This window comes from Acidisoma sp. (assembly GCF_035492295.1).
Taxonomy (GTDB): Bacteria; Pseudomonadota; Alphaproteobacteria; order Acetobacterales; family Acetobacteraceae; genus Acidisoma.
Map to the genome: position 1 here is coordinate 1 of NZ_DATJJK010000288.1, position 6,180 is coordinate 6,180.

The following is a 6,180-nucleotide window of genomic DNA, read 5'->3' on the forward strand; positions in this document are numbered from 1 at the left end:
AAATTATGCGCTTGGCCGGCCGGCCGGCCGCCCAAATCCTCTGGCATGCCTCTTGCTGCGTTGCTGGGCATAATCAGCCGCGAGGGACCCCGACCATGATGCGTAAGCGTTTTCTGGGTGGCGTGCTTGGCCTTGGATTGACGATGCTGGCGGGGCTTGCTGGCGCACAGGCGGCAACGCCATTGCGCATCGGCTATAGCGATTGGCCGGGCTGGATCGCCTGGCAGGTCGCCATCGACAAGGGCTGGTTTAAGCAGGCCGGTGTCGACGTCGATTTCCAGTGGTTTGACTATTCGGCCTCGATGGATGCCTTCAATGCCGGCAAGCTCGATGCCGACTGCATGACCAATGGCGATACGCTGGTCAATGCGTCCAGCGGCATCAAGAGCATCATGATCATGCTGACCGACTACTCGGACGGTAATGACATGATCGTGGCCAAGCCGCCCTATCGCACGCTGCAATCTCTTAAGGGTCAGAAGATCGGCATCGAGGTCGGGCTGGTCGAGCATTTGCTGCTGCTCTACGGGCTCAAGCAGGATGGCATGTCGGAGCAGGACGTGACGCTGGTGAATGCCAAGACCAATGAGACGCCGCAGGTGCTCGCCTCCGGAGCGGTCGCGGCCATCGGTGCCTGGCAGCCCAATGCCGGCATGGCGATGAAGATGGTGCCCGGCGCCCGGCCCGTGTACACCTCGGCCAATGCGCCAGGGCTGATCTATGACGTGCTTGCTGTCAGCCCGGTCAGCCTGAAGGACCGGCGTGCCGATTGGATGAAAGTGATCGAGGTCTGGAACAAAACCGTCGCCTACATCAATGATCCCAAGACGCAGGCCGATGCGGTCGCCATCATGGCGCGGCGCGTGGGCCTGACGCCGGAACAGTATCTGCCGCTGCTCAAGGGCACGCATCTGATCGATGTCGCCGAGGCCAAGAAGGTCTTCCAGAAGGGCTCGGGGCTGAACTCCCTGTACGGTTCTTCCAAGATTTCTGATGATTTCAACGTCAAAAACAGCGTTTACAAGTCGCCGCAGGATATCGATGGTGAGATCGATCCCTCACTGACCGAGGCACAACCCTAAGCATTCCGGGATGCGTCTCTCCGATTGGCTGACGGTGGGCGCGCGGCTTTCTGCCCGTGCCCGCCTCTGGCTTGGCATTCTTTCGTTCATTCTGCCGCTGGGCCTCTGGTGCGTGGTGAGCTATGTGCCGGCGGTCTGGCACCCCTATGTCAGCGTGACCGATCCCGGCAGCGTGGATTATTTTCAGCCCGGCATGCTGGTGGACCATACGACCTTCCGAGATGAGGTGCAGAATGCAGAGAAGGCCCGCAAGCCAATCCCGCACGGCGTGCCCTCCAATCCGGTCTATCTACCGGCACCGGATCAGGTGCTCACTGCCTTCTATGAGGCTTTCACCACGCCGCCGCCGACGCGGGACGGCGAATGGCTGCATGAGGCGCTGTGGCATTCCATCCAGATCATCTTCTGGGGATTCATCATCTCCTCGATCTTCGGCGTGCCCTTAGGCATTCTCTGTGGCGCCTATCCGCCCATGGCCCGCCTGTCGGAGCCTTTCGTCGAATTCTTCCGCTATCTGCCGGCTCCGGCCTTCGGCGCGCTGGCCGTTTCCATCCTCGGCATCTATGACGGACCGAAGATCGCCATCATTGTCATAGGCACCTTCTTCCAACAGGTGCTGATCATCGCCAATACCACGCGCAAGCTCGATTTCAGCCTCGTGGAAGCCGCGATGACGCTGGGCACCAGACGGCTCAAAATGCTGACCCGCGTGGTCATTCCCGCGATCCTGCCCGACTTGTATCGCGACCAGCGTATCCTGCTCGGCTGGGCCTGGACCTATCTGATCGTCGCCGAGCTGATCGGCACGACGTCGGGCATCACCTGGTTCATCACCCAACAAGCGCGCTATCAGCACTTTGCCAATGTCTATGCAGGCATCGCCATGATCGGCATCATCGGTCTTGGCACCGATATCGTGCTGGCGCTGATCGCCCGAAGGCTCTTTCCCTGGGACAAGGCTGCCGCATGAGCGATGCACTGCCATCCTATCTTGAGCAAAGCGAGGCGGTGCGCGCGCGCTTTCGGCGGCTTCATGCGCGGGACGTGATCCTGTCCGTTCGGGATCTGGGCAAGACCTTTCGTAGCCGGGAGCGCGAGACGGAGGCGCTGCGCGGCATTTCCTTCGACGCGCACCGGCGTGAATTCCTCTGCGTCGTTGGCGCCTCGGGCTGCGGCAAATCGACGTTGCTGCGCATCCTCGCGGGTCTCGATGAGCAGACAGGCGGCGATGTTCTCCTCTCGGGCAAGCCCGTGCGCGGCCCCGGCGCCGATCGTGGCATGGTGTTTCAGGGCTATACGCTCTTCCCCTGGCTGACAGTGAAACGCAACGTCATGTTTGGGCTGGAGATGAACGGCCACGGCAAGAATGAGGCCGAGCGCGAGGCGCTGCAATGGCTCGATCTCATCGGTCTTGGCAAGTTCGCGAATGCCTATCCGCATCAGCTGTCGGGCGGCATGAAGCAGCGCGTGGCGATTGCCCGGGCACTTGCCAATCAGCCACGCATCTTGCTGATGGATGAGCCCTTCGGCGCGTTGGATGCGCAGACCCGCGCCCGTATGCAGACCTATCTGATCGAGATTTGGCGCAAGATCGACATTACCATCGTCTTCATAACCCATGATTTGGACGAGGCGGTGCTGCTGGCGGACCGTATTCTCGTGCTCAAGCCCCACCCGGGGGAGGTGCAGGAGATGATCGAGGTGCCGGTGCCCCGCCCGCGCGGGCCCGGACTGCATCTCAGTCCCGAATTTTTGGCCACCAAAGCACGACTGGAGGAGCTCATCCATCCGGCATCGGATGCCGAGGATGACGGGCTTACGCTCGATCTTCCTCGCCTGGTGCAGGTAGGGGATGACGTCGATTGAAAGGGTGACCTAAGCGCCTCGCAGAGGGATCAGGCCGTGGGCGGGTGCTTAAGACAGCCCCGGAGTTGGACCCCGGTAGCGACCATCTCCCGTTCTTCGTGCCCCGATGGGCGCGTTCACGCTCTCCTTGCAAAGTCGCAGTTGCCGGCTTTGCCGGCTCCTCGACGCAATAATCATGCATTTGTCGCGGCGTGCAGCCTTCGTGCGTGCCAAGCGTCTGATTCCAAAAATTTCCAACAGCTGCCGCGAACGAGTACGATTGTCAAAATCACCACACTCCTTTGGCCAATCTTTACGATATCTTCCATTAAGAGCAGGCTCGCGCGCGATGTCACAAGCCATCTCTGCTTCCACCTTTGCAAGATGGGACCAAGATCGGATGAGTGTGATGGCGATTTCTACAGAGGATTTGGCCGTCGCTGCGAACGCGGCGGTGCCGCGGATCCCGCTGGACCAAGTGAAGAAATGCATGGCTGCGGGCGACGCGCTGATCGTCGACCTGTGCGACGCGAACGAAGTCTGTTTGGCAGCCACTCTGCCCTGGTCGGCAAGGCGCCGAAGGACGTCGGTTACGAGAACGTCCAAAACCTCGACAGTAGCAAGAATGCCGCAGAAGTCGGAATTGAAATCAAATCGGTCTGAATAGTTTCGCAAGACTGAACATAACAAATTTGGGGAACACGTCATGCCATATGTTGGAAGCTGCTTTTGTGGCACCGTCACGTTGGAGGCGACCGGCGATCCGGCAGCCATGGGCTATTGCCACTGCCGATCCTGCCGGTCTTGGTCCGGCGGGCCGGTGAACGCGTTTACTCTCTGGAAACCGGATGCCGTGCGGGTCACCGCGGGCGCCGACAATGTCGCGACGTTCCAGAAGACGCCACTCAGCCAGCGGCAGTACTGCTCGTCCTGCGGGGGCCATCTGATGACTGTTCACCCGACGTTTGGCCTCATCGACGTGTTTGCGGCGACGATCCCGACCTTGGCCTTCGTCCCCGGCGTTCACGTTAACTATGCGGAATCCGTGCTGCCGATGAAGGATGGCTTGCCGAAAATGAAGGACTTCCCGGCCGAGTTGGGTGGTTCAGGCGAGATGATGGCGGAGTAGTTGCACATCGTTGTTATTCGCCCGCTGTCGAGGCGGTAACCGGCCGGGTCATGCGCCGGCCGCGTCCCTGCGAACATCGCAGCTTTAGCCACCCGGCGCGGGCACCAGGCCGTAGCGCAGCATCGTGGCCTCCATGGCGGCCGGATCGGGGGCGCCGCTGGCAAGCAAAGCCGCCATCTCCCGGAAATAGGCGGGTCCGAGCACGCCGGGCGTCAGCATGCACAGGCAGCGCGCTGCCTCCTGGCTGTCATTGCGAAACCCGTGGACGACGCCGCGCCGGATGAACACCGTCTGGCCGGGCGCGAGCGCGATATCCTGGCCATCGATCCGCCAAATGGAGACCCCGCCGAGCCCATAGATGGTTTCGTCCCAGCTCTCATGATGATGCGGGACCGGGACGCGAGCATTCGGCTGCACCGTCATCTCGAAGAGATCGAGACTGCCGTGGCCATCCTCCTGGCTCTGCAGAAAGCGCAGTTCCAGGCCGCCGATTCGAATGATCTCCAGCATGATCGTTCTTTCTTTTGGGCGATGCGGACGCGCATCACCGAGGGGAATTGATACCTCGAAAGCCGGAATACTGCGTCGTTTGCTCGCCCGGGAGTCCTGTTCTGACGGCCTTACGCGACCTGTCAACCCACCCTCACCACAGCCACCCCTTGGCCCTGCCGCACCTCGCGGCCGGGCTTGCAACGGAGTTCCACGACGCGCCCGCGAGCGGGCGAGACGACGCGCATCTCCATCTTCATGGATTCGATGATGGCGATGGTCTCGCCCGCATCGACGATGCTGCCTTCCTCCGCCACCACCTTCCAGACATTGCCGGGGGCCGGAGATTCTACCAGCACGCAGCCTTCCTGCACGGCGCCGGCCACGGCCTCGGGCCCCTGATCGGCGGCCACGAAACTGTCGAGGCCCTGCGCTACCCAGGCCTGCCGCTCGGTTTCGAAGGCCGCCTGCTGGCGCGCACGGGCGGCTGCGATCTCCGGCGCATGGGCGGCGAGCTGCGCGCGATACTCCTTCAGAGAGAACTGCGTTTCCTCGATGTGCACCGGATAGCGCCCATGCGGGAAGGCGGCGCGGGCGTCCAGAAGGTCGTCAGCCGAAACAGAGTGGAAGCGGATCTGGTCGAAGAAGCGCAGCAGGTTGTTGTTCTGAAATTCCGCCGTCCGCTGCCAGCTGTTCCAGACCTGGATGGTGCGGCCAAAAAGCTGGTAACCGCCCGGACCCTCCATGCCGTAGATGCAGAGATAGGCGCCGCCGATACCCACCGCATTTTCCGGCGTCCAAGGCCGGGCCGGGTTGTACTTCGTCGTCACCAGCCGGTGGCGGGGGTCGAGTGGGGTCGCCACCGGTGCGCCGAGATAGACGTCCCCCAAGCCCATCACAAGGTAGCTTGCGTCGAAAATGACCCGCTGCACTGCCTCGATGCTCTCAAGCCCGTTGATACGGCGGATGAACTCGATGTTGCTTGGGCACCACGGGGCATCTGGCCGCACAAGCTCCTGGTAGCGGCGCATGGCAAGCTGAGCCTGATCATCGTTCCAGCTCAGGGGCAAATGCAGGATGCGGCTCGGCAGCACCACATCGCCGCCATCCGGCAGGTCAGGCTCCACGCACCGCACCCAGTCGAGGAGGCGGGGGAGGGTGATGACCGCCGGATCGTAATGAATCTGCAGCGAGCGGATGCCCGGGGTGAGATCGATGATGCCGTCCCGCTTCTCGGCCGCCAGCGCTTCGAAAAGCAGCTGTACCAGCAAGCGTAGCTCAATATCCAGCATCAGCGGGCCGAATTCGATGAGAAGATAGGAATCCCCCGCGATCCGGTAGGTGACCGGCACTGGTCCTTCGCTGCGCGCCAGGATCGGGCTTTCCCCGGCGCCGTCTCCGGGCTTTGCCAGGAAGACGCTTCGCTGCGGCACACGGCGGAAGAGGATTTTGTCGCCCGGGCGCAGCTGGCCCAGCTTCCAGAGCTCGCCCTGGGTCACCACGGCGGGGCAGACGAAGCCACCCAGGCTCGGCCCGTCCGGCCCCAGGATGATCGGCATGTCGCCGGTGAAGTCGATCGCGCCGACGGCATAGGCATTGTCATGGATGTTGGAGGGGTGCAGCCCGGCCTCGCCG

General features: G+C 62.2%; 6 protein-coding genes. 4 read left to right on the forward strand and 2 right to left on the reverse strand.

Annotation, left to right across the window (positions count from 1 at the left end):
- Positions 1–95: 95 nt before the first annotated feature.
- The 4 genes from VL752_RS21625 (at position 96) to VL752_RS21640 (ending at position 4,056) form a co-directional block, all read left to right on the forward strand.
- Positions 96–1,082, forward strand: coding sequence for an ABC transporter substrate-binding protein (locus tag VL752_RS21625; RefSeq protein ID WP_325358633.1), 987 nt, complete (start codon positions 96–98; stop codon positions 1,080–1,082).
- 10 nt (positions 1,083–1,092) lie between these two features.
- A complete protein-coding gene (locus tag VL752_RS21630) occupies positions 1,093–2,052 on the forward strand; it encodes an ABC transporter permease (protein WP_325358635.1) in 960 nt (319 codons plus the stop codon).
- Positions 2,049–2,948 (forward strand): ABC transporter ATP-binding protein, encoded by a 900-nt coding sequence (locus VL752_RS21635; protein WP_325358637.1) that lies wholly within the window; start codon positions 2,049–2,051, stop codon positions 2,946–2,948. The genes VL752_RS21630 and VL752_RS21635 overlap by 4 nt, the downstream gene beginning before the upstream one ends.
- A gap of 685 nt (positions 2,949–3,633) precedes the next feature.
- Positions 3,634–4,056, forward strand: coding sequence for a GFA family protein (locus VL752_RS21640; RefSeq protein WP_325358639.1), 423 nt, complete (start codon positions 3,634–3,636; stop codon positions 4,054–4,056).
- A gap of 84 nt (positions 4,057–4,140) precedes the next feature.
- On the opposite strand, the gene VL752_RS21645 is transcribed toward VL752_RS21640, so the two are convergent.
- Both VL752_RS21645 and VL752_RS21650 read right to left on the reverse strand, forming a co-directional pair.
- Positions 4,141–4,566, reverse strand: coding sequence for a cupin domain-containing protein (locus VL752_RS21645; protein WP_325358641.1), 426 nt, complete (start codon positions 4,564–4,566; stop codon positions 4,141–4,143).
- Between the two features lie 122 nt (positions 4,567–4,688).
- Positions 4,689–6,180 (reverse strand): carboxyltransferase domain-containing protein (locus VL752_RS21650; protein ID WP_325358643.1); only part of this gene is annotated, 1,492 nt, incomplete at its 5' end.

Excerpts from the sequence above, each read along its gene's own strand:
- VL752_RS21640 (WP_325358639.1), top strand. The coding sequence starts at position 3,634 with ATGCCATATGTTGGAAGCTGCTTTTGTGGCACCGTCACGTTGGAGGCG.
- VL752_RS21625 (WP_325358633.1), top strand. The coding sequence starts at position 96 with ATGATGCGTAAGCGTTTTCTGGGTGGCGTGCTTGGCCTTGGATTGACG.
- VL752_RS21635 (WP_325358637.1), top strand. The coding sequence starts at position 2,049 with ATGAGCGATGCACTGCCATCCTATCTTGAGCAAAGCGAGGCGGTGCGC.
- VL752_RS21645 (WP_325358641.1), bottom strand. The coding sequence starts at position 4,566 with ATGCTGGAGATCATTCGAATCGGCGGCCTGGAACTGCGCTTTCTGCAG.
- VL752_RS21630 (WP_325358635.1), top strand. The coding sequence starts at position 1,093 with ATGCGTCTCTCCGATTGGCTGACGGTGGGCGCGCGGCTTTCTGCCCGT.